The sequence below is a fragment of the Actinotalea sp. JY-7876 genome (genome assembly GCF_014042015.1).
Classification (GTDB): domain Bacteria; phylum Actinomycetota; class Actinomycetes; order Actinomycetales; family Cellulomonadaceae; genus Actinotalea.
On record NZ_CP059493.1, the window covers coordinates 2,483,680 to 2,499,878 of the forward strand.

Sequence of the window (16,199 nt, forward strand, 5' to 3'; positions counted from 1 at the left end):
ATCGTCGCGCGCGGACGGGCCCCGTGACCGCCGTCCCCAGCTACCCGGGGAAGACCGGGTCCCGCACGCCGTCCGCCACCGTGCGCCACTGGTTGCCGCGACGGGTCAGGAGCGTGCCGTCGCCGTCGACGACGTGGATCGACTGCGGCCCCCGGCCGGCGGCGATCCCGGTCGCCTCCAGGACCGTGAGCGACTGCGTCGGCCCGCCGAGCGGCACCAGGTAGGTGCTGGGGAAGCCGAGGTCCTGGCCGCGGCCCAGGACGGCGAGCGTCACCTCGTCGACCCACGCCAGCTCCAGGGCGTCGACGAGCGCCGCGCCCACCGCGAGCGGCTCGGCGCTCACCAGCGTGGGTCGCCCGTCGTCGTCGCGGGAGATCCCCGCGACCAGGATCGCGACGTCGCCCGCGGCGGAGCCCGCCGAGACGATCGCGACGCGCGCGCCGTCGCGCGAGACGCGCAGGGAGCGCACGGTGCGCCCGTCGAGCCACGGCGCCTCGATGTCCACCTGCTGCCCGGCCTGGTCCACGACGAGGAGCCGACCGGTGGACGCCTGCTCGCCCGTCCACACCCAGCCGTACCGGTCGACCGAGGGCGCGACCAGCGCGGTGCCGGTGGCCAGCGTCGCGGGTGCGGCGCCGTCGGCCGGCAGGAGGAGCAGCCTGCCCGGACCCGACAGGACCACCCGGACCGACCCGTCGACGGCGAGAGCGGGGTGCCGCGCGTCCAGGCCGGCGAGCGGCGCGACGTCGTCGAGCGGCACCGGCACGTCGTCGCTCACCACGACCAGCTCCTCGCCCACGATCGCGTAGGGGCCGGAGCCGGGCGCGACGTCGCGCTCCAGGATGGGCACGTCGGTCTCGTCCCAGGCCAGGCCCCCGACGGAGACCTCCACGTCGGTGACCGGCACCCGGCGCAGCGTCTCGGTCAGCTGCAGGTGCAGGAGGTTGCGGTCGGCCTGGTCGGGCAGCGCGGGCGCCTCGGCCAGGTCCACGCGCGCGACGCGGTCCTCCGCCAGCGTCACCGTCTCGGTGCTCAGCCTGGCGCCCTCGGGCGCCCCCGAGACGACGGCGTCACGCAGCCAGGCCGACGGGCCGCCGAGCAGGGCGCTGACGGCGAGCGTCGGGGTCTTGGAGGTGGCGAACCAGCGCAGGTCGGGCACCAGCTGCGTGCGGTCGGTGCTCGCGAAGTAGACGGGCGTCGGCCGGTACACCGCCTCGAACGCGGCGGCGTCCATGAGCACGCCGTCGGCCAGCTCGGAGATCCGCCACTGCCCCGCGGCGTCGCGCTGGAGCTCGAACGTGAGCTCCTGGTCGAGCGCGTCCGGCGCGGCCTCCGTGTACCGGCCCGCGTCGTCGACGATCGCCTCGAGCGGCACGCTGACCACCACGGAGCCGTCCTCCTGGGGATCGACCTGGGGCTCGCTCCCCTGGCGCGGGTAGATCAGGACCCGCGCGCGCGGGTCCCACTCCCCCGAGCCGCCGACCGTGAGGAACTTGCGCGCGACCGCGAACTCGTCCTGGAGGCCGGCCGCGCCCGCGAGCAGGAACCCGCGCACGAGCTCGGCCGGGTCGGCGTCGACCAACGGGTCGCTCGGGAGCTGCAGGGCGAGCCCCGGCTCCTCGGGAGCCACGGCGTCACCCGTGCGCACCGGCCCGGACGAGGGGATGGCGGCGCAGCCCGCGAGCGCGATCAGGGTGGCGACGGCCGTCACGGCCAGGGCCGAGCGAGCGGCCCTCGGTCGACGCGTCATCAGGCCTCCAGCCGGTCCAGGTCGGGCACGGCCGCCGGGTCGAGGTCCGGGCGGCCCTCGTGCGAGGCGTACGAGACGCCGACGTGCGGGTCGTCGTCCGGGGGCACCAGCGGCGCCGGGGACCCGTCCAGGACGATGCCCGCCCGGCGCGGGACGGTGAGCCGGAAGCTGGCCCCGCGACCCGGTCGACCCCACGCCTCCAGGCGGCCGCCGTGCAGGTGGGCGTCCTCGATGGAGATCGCGAGCCCGAGGCCCGTGCCGCCCGTGGTGCGCGCGCGGGCCGGGTCCGCACGCCAGAAGCGGTCGAAGACGTGCTCCGCCTCCTGCGCGGTCATCCCCACGCCGTGGTCGCGCACGACGACGGCGACCGCCCGGGCGTCGGCGGCCACGAAGACCTCGACCGGCCTGCCCTCGGCGTGCTCGACGGCGTTGACGAGCAGGTTGCGCAGCACGCGCTCGATCCGTCGCGGGTCGATGTCCGCGACGACCGGCTCGCCGGGCATCTCGACCGCGAGCCACACGCCGCGCCGCTCGGCGAGCGGGACGGTCTGCTCGACGGCCGCCATCACGACGTCACGGACGTCGCGGCTCTCCGCGTCGAGCATCGCCGCACCGGCGTCGAATCGGCTGATCTCCAGCAGGTCCGCGAGCAGGTCCTCGAAGCGGTCGAGCTGCGCGGTGAGGAGCTCGGCCGAGCGCGCCGCCGCGGGGTCGAGCTCGTCGCGCGCGGCGTGGATCACCTCGGCGGCCATCCGCACCGTGGTCAGCGGGGTGCGCAGCTCGTGGGAGACGTCGGAGACGAAGCGCCGCTGCAGGTGCGACAGCTCCTCCATCCGGCGGATCTGGTCCTGCAGGCTCTCCGCCATCTCGTTGAAGGAGCGCGCGAGGGTCGCCATCTCGTCGACGCCCCGGACCGGCATGCGCTCGGTGAGGTGCCCGTCGGCCAGCCGCTCGGCGACCTGCGCGGCACTGCGCACCGGCTGGACCGTCTGGCGCGTGACCATCCACGTCATGCCACCGAGCAGCGCCACGAGGCCGAGCCCGCCGATCGCCAGGACGCGCTGCACGAAGGCGAGGGTCTGCTGCTCGCTCGCGAGGCTGTAGAGGAAGTACAGCTCGACCTGCCCGACCACCGGCGCCGTGACGGCCGACCCCACGACGATCCCCGGGTCGGTGCCGCCCTCGCCCGGGATCGCGACCGGCACCCAGTGCTGCTCGCTGGAGCCCTGCACGGCCGAGCGGAGCTCGAGGGACACGAGCCCGATGAGCGCGGGGTCCGCCGTCGTGGAGTGGTCGTTGACGAACACGGGCACCGACGCCCCCGGGGAGCGGCGCAGGAACGCCTGGTCGCTCGTGCTCCCCTGCCGCAGGGCCCCGACGGTCTGGCCGAACAGGCCGTTGAGCTCGGTGGGCGTGGACGGCACCGCGCTGTCGAACGTCTCCTGGGCGCGCTGCGTCGCGATCGCGCTCGCCTCGAGCACCTCCTCGAGGCGCTGCTCGTAGAGGCCGTCCCGGATCTCGTCCGAGAGGTACCCGCCGAGGAGCCCCACCGCCGCCACGCCCGCCAGGAGCGTGGTGGTGACGACGCGGACCTGGAGCGAGGACCGCCAGCGGTGGACGATCCGCCGCACCATGCGCGCGACCACGCGGCGCGCGAGGCGCAGGCGCCGTCGGGCGACCGCGAATCGCGGAGCCCGGGCCGCGGGGCCGGTCACGGCGTCCGTCATGGCCGTCTCACGCCGGGCCGGAGCCCGCCTTGTAGCCGACGCCGCGGACGGTCACGACGATCTCGGGGTGCTCCGGGTCGTGCTCGATCTTCGACCGCAGGCGCTGGACGTGGACGTTGACCAGGCGGGTGTCGGCGGCGTGCCGGTAGCCCCAGACGCGCTCGAGGAGCACCTCCCGCGTGAAGACCTGCCACGGCTTGCGGGCGAGGGCGACCAGGAGGTCGAACTCGAGCGGCGTCAACGAGATGACGACGCCGTCGCGCGTGACGCGGTGACCGGTGACGTCGATCTCGAGGTCGCCGATGCTCAGGTGCTCCGGCGTCGGCTCGTCGCTACGGCGCAGGCGTGCACGGACGCGCGCGACGAGCTCCTTGGGCTTGAACGGCTTGGAGATGTAGTCGTCGGCACCCGACTCGAGGCCCAGGACGACGTCGACCGTGTCGCTCTTGGCCGTGAGCATGACGATGGGGACGCCGGACTCCGCCCGGATCAGCCGGCAGATCTCGGTGCCGTCCTTGCCGGGGAGCATGAGGTCGAGCAGCACGAGGTCCGGCTGCCCGGCGTGGAACGCCGCGACCGCCTCGTCGCCGTGCGAGCAGAACAGGGGCTCGAAGCCCTCCGAGCGCAGCACGATGCCGATCATCTCGGCCAGCGCGACGTCGTCGTCCACCACCAGGATCCGACCCTTCATGGGCACATGGTGTCACCCCGCGGCCCGGACCCGTGCACCGGCCCCCGCGCGTCCCCCCGCGGGCGGTGGCGTCCGTGGCACGATGGGCGCGCGCAGCCGCGGACGACGTCGCCGGCACGGACACAGGGGAAGACACGTGAGCGAACCGCACGACGCCGGTCACGGCTGGGGCCCGCCGTCGGCCCAGCCCCCGGGGTACGGCGCGCCCGCGCAGCAGCCGACCGCCCCCGCGCAGCCGCAGCAGCCGGGTTACGGGCAGCCGCAGTACGGCCAACCGGGCTACGGGCAGCCCCAGTACGGCCAGCCCCAGTACGGCCAACCGGGGTACGGGCAGCCCCAGTACGGCCAACCCCAGTACGGCCAACCGGGCTACGGCCAGCCGCAGTACGGCCAGCCCCAGGACGCCCCCGGGTACGGCCAGGGCCAGTACGGCCAGGCGCAGTACGGGGCGCCCGGTGCACCCGTCGGCTACCGCCCGGCACCCGTGCAGCCCGGCATCGTGCCGCTGCGCCCCCTGGGCCTCGGCGAGATCTTCGACGGCGCGTTCCGCGCGGTGCGCGCGAACCCCCGGGTGATGTTCGGCTTCACCGCCATGGTCGCGGCGGTGGTCGCGGTCCTGGGATCGCTCACCCAGTTCATCCTCGTCCCCTACATCGCGGGACTCATCGGCTCGAGCACGTCGGGCGACCTCGACCCCTACGGCACGGGCCTGGCGCAGGAGTCCACCGCGCTGTCCCTGTCGATGGTCGGGATCCTGCCGTGGATGACGCTCGCGCAGATCGTCCTCACCGGCATCCTCACGGTCTCCGTCAGCCGGTCCGTCATCGGGCAGAAGGTCACCCTCGCGGAGGTCTGGTCGGCGCACTGGCGCCGCGTGCTCACCCTGCTCGGACTCAGCGTGCTCTACGGGGTCGCGGCGCTGCTGGTCGGGGGCTTGTACGTGGCGGGGATCGTCGCCCTCGGAACGAACGGGCTGGCGGGGGCCGCCGTCGCGTTCGGCCTGGTCGGCGGCCTCGGGCTGGGCGTCGCGGCCGTGTGGCTCACGGTCCGCCTGCTCCTCGTGCCGGCCGTGCTGGTGCTGGAGGGCGGCCCGGCCTGGGCGGCCGTGCGGCGCGGCTGGCGCCTGACGCGCGGCAGCTTCTGGCGCCTGTTCGGGATCTACCTGCTCGCCCAGCTCATCGTGAGCCTGCTGGCGCAGCTCATCTCCGCGCCGCTCGGCCTCGTGATCGGGCTCACCCTGGTGATGGCGCCGCAGGCCGTGTTCGTGGCCGCGACCAACATCATGTACGGCGTCGTCCTCATCCCCTCGATCGTGTTCACGGCCGGCGTCAACGCCCTGCTCTACGTGGACGTGCGGATCCGGCGCGAGGGTCTGGACGTCGAGCTCGCGCGGGCCGCCGAGGCGGCCGCCGACGCCGCACCCGGAGCCCGCTGAGGTGTCGGCCACCGGAGCACTCGCGGGTGCCGTGCGCGCGGGCATCCCCGTGGACCCGGACGCCGAGACCGCGCGCGACTGGCTGCGCCGGGAGCTCGCCGACCCGATCTACCACCAGCGCCCCAGCCTCCTCCAGCGCGCCTGGGAGTGGCTGCTCGAGCAGCTGGACGGCATGGAGGTCGCGCTGAGCGGGATGGACAGCCGCGCCGCGGCACTCCTCGTCGTGGGTGTGGTGGTCGTGGGCGGCCTGATCGCGCTGCTGGTCGCGGGACCGGTCCGGCGGGCGCGACGCGGCCGCCGCGAGTCCGTCGACGCCTTCGGCGACGACCAGCGGTCCGCGGTGGAGCTGCGCGCGGCCGCGGACGCCGCGGCGGCGCAGGGCCGCTGGAGCGAGGCGGTCCTCGACCGCTTCCGCGCCGTCCTGCGCTCCCTGGAGGACCGCACCGTCCTCGAGCCGCGCCCGGGCCGCACCGCCCACGAGGGCGCCGTGGCGGCGGCGCACCGCCTGCCGACCTGCGGCGACGACCTCGTGCGCGCCTCACGCCTGTTCGACGACGTCTGCTACGGCGACGTCGCCGCGACCGGCGAGGACGACGCGTGGCTGCGCGATCTCGACCGGCGCGTGGCCGCGACCCGCCCGGTGACGCCCGCCGAGCCGGCACCCGACGCCATGGCGGTGCCGCGATGACCTCGACGACCCCGGCACCCGCCACGCCCGCTCCCCCGGCCGGGGCCGTGCCGGCTGCCGACCTCACCGGCACGAGCGCCGCGGTCCTCACCACCGGACCCGAGGTCATGGGTGACGGCACGACGACGGGCTCGCGGGCCCGCTCACGCTGGCGCGCCGCCCGTGGCCCGCTGATCTGCATCGGCCTGCTGGTGGTGGCGGGACTGGTGACCGCCCTGCTGCGGCCGGAGACCTCGATCACGCCGCTCGCGCCGGACAACGCCAGCGAGCAGGGCGCCCGCGCGCTGGCCCAGGTGCTCGAGGACCAGGGGGTGCGGATCCAGTACGTCCGCACGTCGGGGCAGGCCGCGGCCGCCGCGCGGGAGGGCACCACGCTGCTCGTCGCGGGCACGTACCTGCTGTCGAACGACCAGGTCGAGGACCTCACCGCGACCGACGCCGACCTGGTCGTCGTCGGCCCGGAGGGCTGGCACGTCGGACCCCTGACCGACGGCGCGGTCGACGACTCCTACGAGGCGAGCCCGGGGACCCGCTCCGCCGAGTGCTCCGACCCGGACGCCGCGGCGGCCGGCTCCATCGACGCCACCGGGTACGGGTTCACGGCCGAGAGCGGCGACGCGACGGTCTGCTTCCCGGGACCCGACACCAAGAAGTCCGGCGCCTACGCGAGCGTCGAGGTCGACGGGCGGCGCGTCGTGCTCGTGGACGACCCCGAGCTGATGACGAACCGCAGCATCCTCGACGAGGGCCACGCCGCGCTGATGCTCCGCGCCCTGGGCCACCACGAGGACCTGGTCTGGTACGTGCCGAGCCTCAACGACACGGGTGGCGAGGCCGAGGCTCCCGCCGGGAGCCTCCTGCCCGACTGGACCGGCCCCGTCGGGCTCCTCGCCGGCTTCCTCGTCGTCGTGCTGGCGCTGTGGCGCGGACGACGCCTGGGACCGGTGGTCACGGAGCCCCTGCCCGTCACCGTCCGGGCGGCGGAGACGACGCTCGGCCGCGGGCGGCTCTACCGCCGCGGCCGGTCCCGCGGGCACGCCGCCGCCTCCCTGCGCGCCGGCATGGCGCGCCGCGCGGCCCTCCGCCTCGGCCTGCCCCGCTCGGCCGGTGCCCCCGAGGTCATCGACGCACTCGCCCGCGCCACCGGGCGCTCCACGGAGCAGGTCGCCGGCCTGCTGTACGGTCCACCACCCCACGACGACGCCGGGCTGCTCCTGCTGGCCCGTCAGCTGGACGAGCTCGAGAGCGAGGTTCATCGCACGTGACCGAACCCACCTGGCAGCCGCACGGCGGCACCACCGCACCGCCCGCACCCCCGACTCCCCCGGCGCCGCCAGCGGCCGACTCCCGGTTCGCCGCGGGCGCGCAGCTCACGCCGTCCGCGGACCTGCGCGGGAGCCTGGCGACCCTGCGCACCGAGGTCGGCAAGGCCGTCGTCGGCCAGGACGCCGCCGTCACCGGCCTGGTCATCGCGCTGCTGTGCCGCGGCCACGTGCTGCTCGAGGGCGTGCCCGGCGTGGCCAAGACGCTGCTGGTGCGCACGCTGAGCGCGGCGCTGGCGCTCGACACCAAGCGCGTGCAGTTCACGCCCGACCTCATGCCCGGCGACGTCACGGGCTCGCTGGTCTACGACGCCCGCACGGCGGAGTTCTCGTTCCGGGAGGGGCCGGTCTTCACGAACCTGCTGCTCGCCGACGAGATCAACCGCACGCCTCCCAAGACCCAGGCGTCCCTGCTGGAGGCCATGGAGGAGCGGCAGGTCTCCGTCGACGGCGTGCCGCGCCCGCTGCCGGACCCCTTCCTCGTCATCGCGACCCAGAACCCGGTCGAGTACGAGGGGACCTACCCCCTGCCCGAGGCCCAGCTGGACCGATTCCTGCTCAAGCTCACGCTGCCGCTGCCCGAGCGGGACCAGGAGATCGAGGTCCTGCGCCGGCACGCGACCGGGTTCGACCCGCGCAACCTGGCGGCGGCGGGCGTGCAGCGGGTCACGGACCCCGAGCAGCTCGCGCGGGCCCGCGCCGAGGTGGCGCGCGTCCAGGTCAGCCCCGAGGTGCTCGGGTACGCCGTCGACGTGTGCCGTGCCACGCGGCAGTCGCCCTCCCTCTCCCTGGGCGTCTCGCCCCGTGGTGCGACGGCGCTGCTCGGGACGTCGCGGGCGTGGGCCTGGCTGTCGGGCCGGGGCTACGTCACGCCCGACGACGTCAAGGCGCTCGCGCACCCGACGCTGCGCCACCGCGTGCAGCTGCGGGCCGAGGCCGAGCTCGAGGGCGTCACCGCGGAGAGCGTGCTCGACACGGTGCTCGCCGCCGTGCCGGTCCCCCGCTGAGCGCGGCGGCCGGCTGACGGATGGCTCTCACCTGGCGGGCGGTGGTCCTCACCGCCGTGGGCGTCGTGCCCGTGCTGCTCGTGCCCGCGACCGGGACCGCGCTGCTGTGGGCGCTGCTCGTGGTGGTCCTGTGCGCGGTGGACGTCGCGCTCGCGGCGTCCCCACGGCGCGTCGCCGTGACCCGTCGCGTGCCCGGCTCGGTGCGGCTGACGGAGACGACGCGTTCGACGCTCACCCTGACGAACCGCTCGGGCCGTCGCCTGCGCGGCGTGGTCCGCGACGCGTGGCAGCCCTCGGCCGGCACCGGCACCAACCGCCACCGGGTGGACCTGCCGGACGGCGAGGCGGTGCGGGTCGTCACGTCCCTCGCGCCCACGCGCCGCGGGGACCGGCTCGCCGACCGGGTCACCATCCGCACGTGGGGCCCGCTCGGCCTCGCGGGGCGTCAGCTCTCCCTGGCGGTGCCGGGGCGGCTGCGCGTCCTGCCGGAGTTCGCCTCCCGGCGCCACCTGCCCAGCCGGCTCGCGCGCCTGCGCGAGCTCGACGGGCGGACGGCCGTCCAGGTCCGGGGCGCCGGCACGGAGTTCGACTCCCTGCGCGAGTACGTCATCGGCGACGACGTGCGCTCGATCGACTGGCGCGCGACGGCGCGCCGGTCGGAGGTCGTCGTGCGCACGTGGCGTCCCGAGCGCGACCGGCGCGTGATGATCGTGATCGACACCGCGCGGACGTCCGCGGCGCGCATCGGCGACCTGCCCCGGATCGACGCCTCGATCGAGGCGGCCCTCCTGCTGTCGGCACTGGCGTCACGCGCCGGGGACCGCGTCGACCTCGTCGCCTTCGACCGCCGCGTCCGGGCGCAGGTCGCCGGGGCCAGCGGCCCGCGCCTGCTGCCCGCCCTCGCGGACGCCCTCGCGCCCATCGACCCGACACTGGTCGAGACCGACTGGCCGGGGGTCGTGGCGGCCGTCCAGCAGCGCCTGTCCCAGCGCGCGCTCGTCGTGCTCCTCACGGCCCTCGAGCCGGCGGCGGTCGAGAACGGCCTGCTCCCGGTGCTCGCGCCGCTGGCCAAGGACCACACCGTGGTGCTCGCCTCGGTGGCCGACCCGGAGGTCGCCGCGCTGCGCACCTCACGCGAGACGTCGTCGGACGTGTACGACGCCGCCGCCGCCGAGCGCACCGACCTGGAGCGCGCGGCCGTCACCGTGCGCCTGCGTCAGCGCGGCGTCGAGGTCGTCGACGCCCTCCCCGACGACCTCGCCCCCCGCCTCGCGGACACCTACCTCGCCCTCAAGGCCGCCGGCCGCCTCTGAGGCGGTGCCACTCCGACCGCCGTGGCCTCCGCGGGCTCGCGAGGCGCGGCGACGGGTCGTCCGCGCTGGTCACGGAAGGTGTACCGGGGTCGGCGTCCTGGTCCGGGTGGTCCGGGTTGTCGGGTGATGGTCAGGTCGCGTCGGTGGACCTCGTGGTGGTGGAAGACGCACAGGAGCACGCCGTTGGTCAGGGAGGTGGGTCCGTTGTCGCGTTCCCACCAGCGGATGTGGTGGACCTCGCCCCAGCGGGCTTCGGCGCCGCAGTCGGGCCACGAGCACCCGCGGTCCCGGGCGATCACCGCGCGGCGTTGCGCGCCGGTGTAGGTGCGTTGGGTGCGTCCGATGTCCAGGGGCATCGTGTCGGCGTCCATGACCACGCGGGTCAGGTCGCAGTCGCACAGGGCGCGGGCGACCTCGCTGATGGGCACCGGGGTCCCGTCCTCGAGTGTGACCGGCGGGAACGACGGGGCCGCCTGGTGCCGGTCGCTCGCCGCGCCGTGTGCTGCCGGCTCGTCCTCCGTCGCACCGTCGCCGCGCGGGCCGTCGTCCCCTGCAGCGCGCAGGGCGCGCAGCCCGGCCCAGGTGCCGGCGTCCATGAGGAAGGACACGTGGGGTCGCACCGCGGCGCCGCTGCCGGTCTCGGGCAGGGCCAGGATCTTCTCGGCGATGGTGTCCAGGGCGTCGGCGCGGCGTTGCTCGTGGGAGCGGTCGTCGTCCTTGCCCGGCCGCGGGGAGACGGCCTCCAGCGCCAACCGCAGCCGGTGCCCGGCCATCCGGTCCACCAGCCCTTTGATGCGGGTGCCCTCGGGGGTGTCGGCCAGGGTCAGGAACCGTGCGGCGCGCTGGGCCTGGTGCCCGCGCTCGTGCGCGAGGGGATCGAGCTCGGCGGCGAGCTGCGCCGCGGCCCGCGCGAACGTCCCGGCGTCGACCCGCCGCGCGGTCTCCAGCAGCTGGGCCTGCCGCTCGGGCGTGGCCAACGCGTCCTTGACCGCCCCCGACGCCCCGGCGACCACGCGGCCGAGCGCGTCCATGTGGTCCACGGTGACCGCGCCCTCGCGGGCGGCCTCGCCCAGGGCGGGCAGCCGGGTGGCGGCGTCGGCCTGGCGGACCTGGGTCAGCACCGCCCGCGCCCCCGACCGCGACGTGCGACCGCGCCACGCCTCGAAGCTCGGATCACCCGACGCCCGCCACGTCCCACTGTCCCGCTCGGCCAGCAGCACCTCGCCCCGCACCACCGTCAACGCACCGACCGCCGCGTCCAGCGCCGCCAGCACCTCACGCCGCTCCAGCGCCGACCAGTCACCCGCCGCACCACCCGCACCCTTGACCCGCTCCACCAACCCGCGCACATCCGCGACCACGCGCGCCGGCGCGGCGACCCCGAAGGGCTCCACCGCCGCCAACACCGCCATGACCGCCTCCAGGATCACTCGAACGTCTGTTCGAATGCTACCGGATCCGGACAGGACGGACAAGGGGTGCGCGGCGCCGCGTCGGGCCTGTCACGTCACGGAGCAGGCCAGCCCGAGCCAGGCCAGGCCACCGGCAGCCGCGAACGCCGAACACCGCGTCGTCGCCGTCGGCCTCACGCTCGTCCACGGACGTGACACCCTCGCCATCGCCCCGGCGAGCAGTAGCCGGCACCTCGCCCTTCAGGCCGCCTCGCGGCCCGTGGGTCTACGCCGCGAGCGGCAGCTGGTCCACGTTGTGGTCGGCCCGCAGGTCGCCCGTCTCGCCGTCGGCGACGGCGCGCCGCCCGAGGACGATCGTGTAGACCCAGTACGCCGCCAGCACCAGGGCCCCGATGACGATCTTGAGCCACCACGGGAGCTGGGACGGCGTCACGAAGCCCTCGACGAGCCCGGAGATGCCCAGCACGCCGACGAGGCCGATGGCCACCGTGAACAGCGAGCGCCCCTCCTCGGACAGCGCGCGCCCCCGCGGGCGCCCGCCCGGGTCGATCACCGTCCAGAAGATCTTCAGCCCCGCGGCCCCCGCGACGAAGATCGCGGTCAGCTCCATGAGGCCGTGCGGGAGGATCAGGCTGAAGAAGACGCCGAGCCCGTCGTGCACGGCCATCACGCCGCCCGCGGCCCCGACGCCGACCGCGTTCTGGAACAGGACGTACAGCGGCAGGATGCCCGTGATGCCGAAGGCGACGCACTGCGCCGCGATCCACGCGTTGTTCGTCCACACCTGGGCCGCGAAGCTCTGGCCCGGGTAGTTGGAGTAGTAGTTGGCGAACTCCTCCTCCGCGTACTGCTTGAGCTGGCTCGGGGTGCCCATCGCGGCGAGCGCCTCGGGGTCGTTGTACACGTTGACGCCCGCCACGACCGCGATCGCGCAGAAGGCGACCATCACCCCGACGGTCCACCAGCGGATGCGGTAGAAGGCCGCGGGCAGCACGATGACGAGGAACCGCACGACGTCCGACCAGGACGGGTCGTGCGAGCCGGCGATCGCCGCCCGCGCGCGGCCGAGGATCTCCGAGAGCCGGGAGACCACCGAGGGGTCCGGCGCCACGGACCGCACGGTCGACAGGTGCGTCGCGACCTCCTGGTAGAGCCGGACCAGCTCGTCCGCCTCGGCACCCGACAGACCCGACCGGCGCGACAGCTCGTCGAGCCTCGCCCAGGTCGGCGCGTGCACGGCGGAGAACGCGTCCAGGTCCACGGCCGGTAGCCTGCCACACACCGCCGTCGGGCACGGGTAACCTGCGGCCAGCGACGGACGGCGGAGGGGTGCGCGTGCAGGACGAGATCGTCATCGGTGAGGGCGTGGTCCTCGACGCGCGCCCGGCCTCGTTCGCGACCCGCATGCTCGGCGCCCTCATCGACGTCGCCACCCTCGGGTTCCTCGGGTTCCTCCTGCTCGTCGCCGGCGGCGCCGCGGGGCGGGGCCTCGACGAGGCGGCCTTCGCGGCGCTGCTCATCACGCTCGTCGTCATGGTGCTCGTCGTCATCCCCGCCACCGTGGAGACGCTCACGCGCGGGCGCTCGCTCGGCAAGCTCGCCATGGGCATCCGGATCGTCCGCGACGACGGCGGCCCCATCCGGGTGCGCCACGCGGTCATCCGGGCCCTGACCGGCGTGCTCGAGATCTGGTTCAGCGCGGGCGGCGTCGCGCTCATCGCCTCCCTCGTCCACCCGCAGGGCAAGCGGCTGGGCGACATGCTCGCGGGCACGTACGCCGTCCGGGTGCGCGGCGGCCAGCGGCCCCTGCCCCCGCTCGTCATGCCGCACGAGCTCGCCGGCTGGGCCCGCAACGCCGACATCCGGCGGTTGCCGGACGGGCTCGCGCTCTCCGCCCGGCAGTTCCTGGGCCGGGCGGACCGCCTCCACATCGCCTCGCGGGTCCGGCTCGGCAACCAGCTCGCCGGCGAGATGGAGCGCTACGTCGCGCCCGGCCCGCCGCTCGGCACCCACCCCGAGCGCTTCATCGCCGCCGTGCTCGCCGAGCGCCGGGACCGGGAGTTCGCGCACGCCTCGGCTGCGGCCCGCACCGCCGCCGCGGAGGCCGTGCTGCTCCACCGCCTCCCCCACGCGGTCCCCGACCCCGCGGTCTGAGCCGGCGGCCCCTCGGGCCGCGACCGGCCCGCGGCGTCAGGCGGAGGCCCGAACCGCGTGGCGCACGTAGACCACGCCGTTGGCGAACCGCCCGTGGTCCAGGAGCTCGAGGGCGAGTCGCCGGCCGCGGGGCAGCGCCGGCTTGCCGCCGCCCACCGCGACCGGGCAGAGCAGCAGCACGCACTCGTCGACCAGACCGTGCCGGAAGGCCTCCGCCGCGATCCCCGCGCCGCCGATGCTCAGGTCCGTGGCCGCCTCCTCCTTGAGCCGCCGCACCGCCTCGGGGTCGAAGGTCCGCTCGATCGTCGTGCGCGCCGTCGAGACGTCCGCCAGCGACGACGAGTAGACGACCTTGTCGCCGGTGCGCCAGATGTCGGCGTACTCGCGGACGACGGCGGGGGCGTCCGCCAGCCAGTCGTCGCTCTCCCAGACGCGCATCGTCTCGTACATGCGTCGCCCGTAGAGCGAGGTGCCGATGCCCCGCTCGTGCTCGTTCCAGAACGCGTGCACGTCCTCGTCGGGGACGGACCAGTCGAACGCCCCCTGCTCGTCCTCCAGGAAGCCGTCGAGCGAGACGTTGGCCGCGTAGATGAGCTTGCCCATGGTGCCCTCCGTCGGGACGAGGGCTCCAGGGTGCAGCGCGCCACGGGCGCCGACAAGCCCCGCGGGCGGTGGTGCCGGACGCGCCGCAGGGGCCCGCGCGATGCGCGCGGACCCCTGCGGTGTCGTGCCGGCTCAGTAGCGGTAGTGCTCCGGCTTGTACGGGCCGGCGACGTCGATGCCGATGTACTCGGCCTGCGCCTTCGTCAGCTCGGTGAGCCGGACGCCGAGCGCGTCGAGGTGCAGGCGCGCCACCTTCTCGTCGAGCACCTTGGGGAGGCGGTACACGCCGACCGGGTACTCGTCGCGCTTGGTGAACAGCTCGATCTGCGCCATGACCTGGTTGGTGAACGAGTTGCTCATGACGAAGGACGGGTGACCGGTCGCGTTGCCGAGGTTCAGCAGGCGGCCCTCGGAGAGCACGATGATCGAGTGCTCCGGGCGGTCGCCGTCGGCCGGGAACGTCCACTCGTGGACCTGCGGCTTGATCTCCGTGCGCGTGACGCCGGGGATCGCCGCGAGCCCGGCGATGTCGATCTCGTTGTCGAAGTGGCCGATGTTGCCCACGACGGCCTTGTCCTTCATCGCGGCCATGTGCTCCGCGGTGATGACGTCGCGGTTGCCCGTGGTCGTGATGAAGAAGTCCGCCTCGTCCAGGACGTCCTCGATCCGCACGACCTGGTAGCCGTCCATGGCCGCCTGGAGGGCGCAGATCGGGTCGACCTCGCTGACCACGACGCGCGAGCCCTGGCCGCGGAACGCCTCGGCCGCACCCTTGCCGACGTCGCCGTAGCCCGCCACGAACGCGACCTTGCCACCCATGAGGATGTCGGTGGCGCGGTTGATGCCGTCAGGCAGGGAGTGGCGGATGCCGTACTTGTTGTCGAACTTGGACTTGGTGACCGAGTCGTTGACGTTGATCGCCGGGAAGAGCAGCGCGCCCGCCTCGTGCAGCTGGTACAGGCGGTGCACGCCCGTCGTCGTCTCCTCGCTGACCCCGAGGATGCCCGCGGCCGTGCGGGTCCAGCGCTGCGGGTCCTCGGCGAGCGAGCGGCGCAGCAGGGCCAGGACGAGGTTGGCCTCCTCCGAGTAGCCGGGCTCGCCGGGTGCGGCGTCGGCCGGGACCGCGCCGGTGGCCTCGTACTGGACGCCCTGGTGCACGAGCAGGCTCGCGTCGCCGCCGTCGTCCAGGATCATGTTCGGGCCCTCGTCGCCGGGCCACACGAGGATCTGCTGGGTGCACTCCCAGTACTCGGCCAGGGTCTCGCCCTTCCAGGCGAAGACCGGGACGCCCTGCGGGTCCTGGGGCGTGCCGTGCGGGCCGACGGCGACCGCGGCCGCCGCCTCGTCCTGCGTCGAGAAGATGTTGCAGGACGCCCAGCGGACCTCGGCCCCCAGGGCGACGAGCGTCTCGATGAGGACGGCCGTCTGCACGGTCATGTGCAGGGAGCCGGCGACGCGGGCGCCCGCGAGCGGCTGCGTCGCGCCGAACTCCGCGCGGAGCGCCATGAGGCCGGGCATCTCGTGCTCGGCCAGGCGGATCTGGTGGCGTCCGGCCTCGGCGAGGCCGAGGTCGCGGACCTTGTAGACGCCGGGCTTCTCGTCGAAGCCGGCGGACGTGGGGACGGGCGTCGTGGTCATGGTCACCTCGGGTGGGTCGCGCGTGGCGCGCTGGGTCTCGGTCAGGGGCGAGGCCCGCGGTCGCGCGGAGCGCGACCCCCGCGGTTCGTGCCGCGGCGGCGGGACCTCGTGCCCGGCGCGGCCCCTCCGGGCCGACGGCATCACCGACGCCAAGCGCTCCCATCCTACGGAGGCTGTCCAGTCGCGGCACGGGCTCCCCCGGCGAGCGGGCCGCCGCGGGCCGGCCACGACGGAGTTCACGTCACAGTTTGATAACACCCAGGAGCACGTAAAGGCGCAGGTCAGCGCGACGCGCGGCGCGCCCTAACGGCTCGCCACGGGCCTCTCGGCGGACGGCGGGTTTGGCGATGATGCGTCGCCCGGGTGATGGTGGGACCGATCGGCCGGACCGCCGGCCGGTCGGTGCCGGTGCCCCAGCGCCGCGTCCACCGCGCGCCGCGCCCCGCCAGGCACATGCCA

General features: G+C 75.1%; 13 protein-coding genes. 6 read left to right on the forward strand and 7 right to left on the reverse strand.

Features of this window, described 5'->3' with window-relative positions:
• Window positions 1-40 precede the first annotated feature (40 nt).
• The 3 genes from H2O74_RS11555 to mtrA are packed head-to-tail and all read right to left on the reverse strand — an operon-like array spanning window position 41 to window position 4,168.
• The gene (locus H2O74_RS11555; RefSeq protein ID WP_182111721.1) at window positions 41-1,750 is read right to left on the reverse strand and encodes an LpqB family beta-propeller domain-containing protein; all 1,710 of its coding nucleotides are present in this window, start codon (window positions 1,748-1,750) and stop codon (window positions 41-43) included.
• Window positions 1,750-3,477 carry an MtrAB system histidine kinase MtrB gene (gene mtrB, locus H2O74_RS11560; RefSeq protein ID WP_182111722.1) on the reverse strand — a complete coding sequence of 576 codons (1,728 nt, stop codon included), beginning with the start codon at window positions 3,475-3,477 and terminating at the stop codon, window positions 1,750-1,752. Before mtrB ends, H2O74_RS11555 begins: the two co-directional genes overlap by 1 nt.
• A gap of 7 nt (window positions 3,478-3,484) precedes the next feature.
• Window positions 3,485-4,168, reverse strand: coding sequence for an MtrAB system response regulator MtrA (gene mtrA / locus H2O74_RS11565; protein WP_182111723.1), 684 nt, complete (start codon window positions 4,166-4,168; stop codon window positions 3,485-3,487).
• A gap of 136 nt (window positions 4,169-4,304) precedes the next feature.
• On the opposite strand from mtrA, the gene H2O74_RS11570 reads away from it, so the two are divergent.
• The 5 genes from H2O74_RS11570 to H2O74_RS11590 are packed head-to-tail and all read left to right on the forward strand — an operon-like array spanning window position 4,305 to window position 9,933.
• Window positions 4,305-5,603, forward strand: coding sequence for a hypothetical protein (locus H2O74_RS11570; RefSeq protein ID WP_182111724.1), 1,299 nt, complete (start codon window positions 4,305-4,307; stop codon window positions 5,601-5,603).
• Between the two features lies 1 nt (window position 5,604).
• On the forward strand, window positions 5,605-6,291 hold the full coding sequence (locus H2O74_RS11575) for a DUF4129 domain-containing protein (RefSeq protein ID WP_182111725.1): 687 nt from the start codon (window positions 5,605-5,607) through the stop codon (window positions 6,289-6,291).
• Complete coding sequence (locus H2O74_RS11580; protein ID WP_182111726.1) at window positions 6,288-7,556, forward strand: DUF4350 domain-containing protein; 1,269 nt, start codon at window positions 6,288-6,290, stop codon at window positions 7,554-7,556. The genes H2O74_RS11575 and H2O74_RS11580 overlap by 4 nt, the downstream gene beginning before the upstream one ends.
• Complete coding sequence (locus tag H2O74_RS11585) at window positions 7,553-8,620, forward strand: MoxR family ATPase (protein WP_255491587.1); 1,068 nt, start codon at window positions 7,553-7,555, stop codon at window positions 8,618-8,620. The genes H2O74_RS11580 and H2O74_RS11585 overlap by 4 nt, the downstream gene beginning before the upstream one ends.
• 20 nt (window positions 8,621-8,640) lie before the next feature.
• A complete protein-coding gene (locus H2O74_RS11590) occupies window positions 8,641-9,933 on the forward strand; it encodes a DUF58 domain-containing protein (RefSeq protein WP_182111727.1) in 1,293 nt (430 codons plus the stop codon).
• Here the strand turns inward: H2O74_RS11590 and H2O74_RS11595 are convergent.
• Both H2O74_RS11595 and H2O74_RS11600 read right to left on the reverse strand, forming a co-directional pair.
• Complete coding sequence (locus H2O74_RS11595) at window positions 9,900-11,345, reverse strand: HNH endonuclease signature motif containing protein (protein ID WP_182111728.1); 1,446 nt, start codon at window positions 11,343-11,345, stop codon at window positions 9,900-9,902. The two genes, H2O74_RS11590 and H2O74_RS11595, sit on opposite strands and share 34 nt — an antisense overlap.
• Window positions 11,346-11,610: 265 nt before the next feature.
• On the reverse strand, window positions 11,611-12,606 hold the full coding sequence (locus tag H2O74_RS11600) for a stage II sporulation protein M (RefSeq protein WP_182111729.1): 996 nt from the start codon (window positions 12,604-12,606) through the stop codon (window positions 11,611-11,613).
• Window positions 12,607-12,680: 74 nt separating this feature from the next.
• Here H2O74_RS11600 and H2O74_RS11605 point away from each other — a divergent pair, with 74 nt between their 5' ends.
• Window positions 12,681-13,499: an RDD family protein gene (locus H2O74_RS11605; protein WP_182111730.1), complete on the forward strand. Its 819-nt coding sequence runs from the start codon at window positions 12,681-12,683 to the stop codon at window positions 13,497-13,499.
• 36 nt (window positions 13,500-13,535) lie between these two features.
• On the opposite strand, the gene H2O74_RS11610 is transcribed toward H2O74_RS11605, so the two are convergent.
• Window positions 13,536-14,102: a dihydrofolate reductase family protein gene (locus H2O74_RS11610; RefSeq protein WP_182111731.1), complete on the reverse strand. Its 567-nt coding sequence runs from the start codon at window positions 14,100-14,102 to the stop codon at window positions 13,536-13,538.
• A 132-nt stretch (window positions 14,103-14,234) separates the two neighbouring features.
• On the reverse strand, window positions 14,235-15,740 hold the full coding sequence (gene ahcY, locus H2O74_RS11615; RefSeq protein ID WP_182111732.1) for an adenosylhomocysteinase: 1,506 nt from the start codon (window positions 15,738-15,740) through the stop codon (window positions 14,235-14,237).
• Between the last annotated feature and the right edge of the window lie 459 nt (window positions 15,741-16,199).

Excerpts from the sequence above, each read along its gene's own strand:
- H2O74_RS11555 (WP_182111721.1), bottom strand. The coding sequence starts at position 1,750 with ATGACGCGTCGACCGAGGGCCGCTCGCTCGGCCCTGGCCGTGACGGCC.
- mtrB (WP_182111722.1), bottom strand. The coding sequence starts at position 3,477 with ATGACGGACGCCGTGACCGGCCCCGCGGCCCGGGCTCCGCGATTCGCG.
- mtrA (WP_182111723.1), bottom strand. The coding sequence starts at position 4,168 with ATGAAGGGTCGGATCCTGGTGGTGGACGACGACGTCGCGCTGGCCGAG.
- H2O74_RS11580 (WP_182111726.1), top strand. The coding sequence starts at position 6,288 with ATGACCTCGACGACCCCGGCACCCGCCACGCCCGCTCCCCCGGCCGGG.
- H2O74_RS11590 (WP_182111727.1), top strand. The coding sequence starts at position 8,641 with ATGGCTCTCACCTGGCGGGCGGTGGTCCTCACCGCCGTGGGCGTCGTG.
- H2O74_RS11595 (WP_182111728.1), bottom strand. The coding sequence starts at position 11,345 with ATGGCGGTGTTGGCGGCGGTGGAGCCCTTCGGGGTCGCCGCGCCGGCG.
- H2O74_RS11610 (WP_182111731.1), bottom strand. The coding sequence starts at position 14,102 with ATGGGCAAGCTCATCTACGCGGCCAACGTCTCGCTCGACGGCTTCCTG.
- ahcY (WP_182111732.1), bottom strand. The coding sequence starts at position 15,740 with ATGACCACGACGCCCGTCCCCACGTCCGCCGGCTTCGACGAGAAGCCC.